This is a genomic window from Salinibacterium sp. (assembly GCF_031364185.1).
Classification (GTDB): Bacteria; Actinomycetota; Actinomycetes; order Actinomycetales; family Microbacteriaceae; genus Rhodoglobus.
In genome coordinates this window covers 1-2,901 of record NZ_JANLVV010000015.1, presented here as the reverse complement: position 1 = coordinate 2,901, position 2,901 = coordinate 1, and the positions used below count along the sequence as shown (strand labels likewise).

General features: G+C 59.8%; 3 protein-coding genes. All 3 read right to left on the bottom strand.

The genetic code is table 11. From position 1 onward, the window contains the following. The coding region (locus RMN95_RS01090) for a DNA cytosine methyltransferase (protein ID WP_309615120.1) at positions 1-103 on the bottom strand (103 nt) is incomplete at its 3' end. 907 nt (positions 104-1,010) lie between these two features. Then, on the bottom strand, positions 1,011-1,142 hold the full coding sequence (locus RMN95_RS01085; RefSeq protein WP_309615119.1) for a hypothetical protein: 132 nt from the start codon (positions 1,140-1,142) through the stop codon (positions 1,011-1,013). A gap of 564 nt (positions 1,143-1,706) precedes the next feature. Next, positions 1,707-2,901 (bottom strand): HipA domain-containing protein (locus RMN95_RS01080; RefSeq protein WP_309615118.1); only part of this gene is annotated, 1,195 nt, incomplete at its 5' end.

The window sequence follows — 2,901 nt, the reverse complement described above, 5'->3', positions numbered from 1 at the left end:
AAAGCTGTCGCAAAGGCTCAACCCACTCAGCCGCGAAAACAACCTTCCCGCCCAACGATTGAAGCGCTACGTGAAAGCCGCCCAGACCGGCAAAAAGATCAATGAATGTGAATTCAGGCGCATCACGGGCAGTCGAATCGTTGATTAGGTTCTCGTATCTTTCGAAGCGTTGCAGTTGCCATCATCTTGGCACGTCACTACGACATACGGTCGTAACGCCTCGGAGTGCCACGAGCAAATGTCACTTGATCGGTGGTCAGCCCATGCAGGCCGTCTTGCGGCTGCAACTAGCTTCCACTCGTGTCATCAAACTCACGCGATCTATTACGACCCGCGAGATAGATGAATTTGTGAGGGTCCAGAGTCCTAGCCATGCGGTCGCGCTGACATTACCGGAACCTCAATAGCCCGAGGGGCGTACATGGATCCGACTAGCAATACGCGGTTGAAGCCTATTCGAAAACTAGGAAGTCTCGACAAAACAGTGGCCCGTCTTATGCCACAGTGGCATGTGGAGCCCGCATCCAGTTATCTCGAAGCGGACTGGCTCAAACGAGAGACCCACGACTGGGGACGCGTTCGCAGCAGAGCCTGTTTAGTACTCAGATCGATGTTCACCGGCACAATTCCACCAAAGCGCGACTTGGCCGTGCGCCGGCGCGATGCGAAAGCTGAAATCCTCCGGCGTCCCACTTCTGTCGGGGTGAAATGCATTCGGCTAGACGACATCCTCAACTGCTTAAGGAGTCCACGCTGAGCGAGTTTTCAGTCTCTGGCAGTTGCTGGATTCGAAACTGGAGCAATAGCCGGCGTGCGCGGCGTGGCCACGGTCGCGTCGGCATTGGCCACGCGGCCATCAGCACGGCGAGGAACACTGCCGCCGAACTGCAGTGACGGGCGCAAGCGGAAGGCAGGCGGCAGGCGGCATCCACTGCTCCCGAAGATCGCGCCGAAATATTAGCAAGTTTGCCGCTCGTGAAGAACGTGAAGAAGAAGCCGCCGCGCAGGCCCTACCCGATCCCTCCGAGCGTGTCCATCTCGGTATCGCCGATGCGCGCGATGACGTCGGGGCGGTTGCGGCGCAGGTAGACGTACCTGATGACCGCGAGCACCACCGGCCCGAGGAAGATCCACGGCAGCACGTTGAAATGGACATGTTGGCACGGGGAACACGTCTGCATAGAACACATATGCCATGCCCACGACCGATAGGACGGTCATGAGCGAGACGAGGGGCGTGGCCTTACCCATCCTGCGCAACACGATGAGCGAAGAACCCGCATCCGAGTGCCTCAACGCGGAGCTGCTCAAACGCGAGACCCATAAGTGGGAACGCGTTCGCAGCACGGCTCAATTCGTGCTGGGCTCGACGATATGGTCAACCTGCTTAAGGAATCGACGTTGAGCGAGGTTCTTAGTGACAGGCGGTTGCCGGATTTGGATCCGGAGCAATAGCCGGCGGGCGCGGCATTGCCACGGTCGCGGCGACGGTGACCACCGCGACCACCAACACCGCAAGCAACACAGCTGCCGAACCGCGGTGACGGTTGCTGGGGAGATGTCAGAGGCATCCATTGGCCCAAAATCGAGTTGGCTATCGCGCTGAAGATGGCCATACCGATCGCGGCGCCGATAGAGCGCGCGGAGAGGTTGGTGCCGGTGACGATGCCGCGCTCCGTTTGCCAACGCTTGACTGGGCGGCGATGTTACTGCGAGCGGGCGCCTCGCCAATAGCCGTCCACAGGCTTGCCATTGCGCGAGTGCGGCTTGATCCAGACGCTGCCGGATGGTGGCCTCCCGGTCGCCTTCGCGGGCATGCTCGAACGCGCAAAGTCGAGCTGTTCCTCGTCGAACGCTCCGCGCATTCGGGCGGTTTGTGCGTCTGAGATGTTGAGGCTTCGAGCAATCTCCCGCCACTTTTCTACCTCGGCACCCACACGCTGCAGAATCGTGGCAGCCTCGAGCTCAGAAAGGTCGTACGCCCCTGCGATCTTCGCCAGGTTGCGGATGTCCCGTGCCCGAGGGTCATCGTTGCTATTGATGGCGCGCGAAAAAATCGTGCCACGTCGCGGGCTCGGGTTGATGTCGAATGCTGGGGCGAGCCTCCATCCCGAGGCATCATGAAGAAACCCATGGTTGCGCCAATGGTCGTCGACATTGTTGATGAGAACGGTAAGTGCGACCCTCGCGAACATCTCGTGAAGGTCGGCAGACGGTTGTGCCGAGAGCTCGGCGATAACGTCGGCGAACTCTTCATATGTGATGCGGTCGTCGTCGTTCGCCCCGATACCCAGCGCCGTTGCTGCTGAAACATAGCCCAGACGTTCATCGCGCCCTCGGCGGTCGAACCGGTTGACAACCAAAACCGATTTTTCATGCGAGACCGTGTGAAGGGCGAACGGTGAAATGTGGATGCCCGCATTCGACGCCATCGAGAGGGCCAGGGCCTCCCACGCCTCAGTATCGACATCACCATCCTCCGAGTGCGGCAACTTCGCGAGCGCCAGCTCTCCGGATGCAAGCACCACATTGGCTTTCGGGCGCGCTCCGCCGGGACTGGTAGCTATGTCGCCCAAGTACTCGACATCGTCGTCGCTCGCCTCATCAGCCTCATATCTGCGTGCGGCCGCAACAATCCTCGCCAGATCGTGCACGTTAGGCACCTGGCGCTCAGCAGAGCACCAGCCGTCGGCATCGCGAAATCGCAGTGCCCCCATTCTCGAGGCGTCAGATACCCCCAGGAGATAGTCGAACGCGCCAAGGCGTCGAGGCAACTGTAGGTCTGCTCTTTGGTGCAATGCATGGTTTGCGTCGATTATTCTTTCTCCCCATTGGTCAGGTGCGGCATCGCTGAAAGCGCCGAAGATCACCTGGTTCGTCTGGGAGTACTGTCGCCCGGCC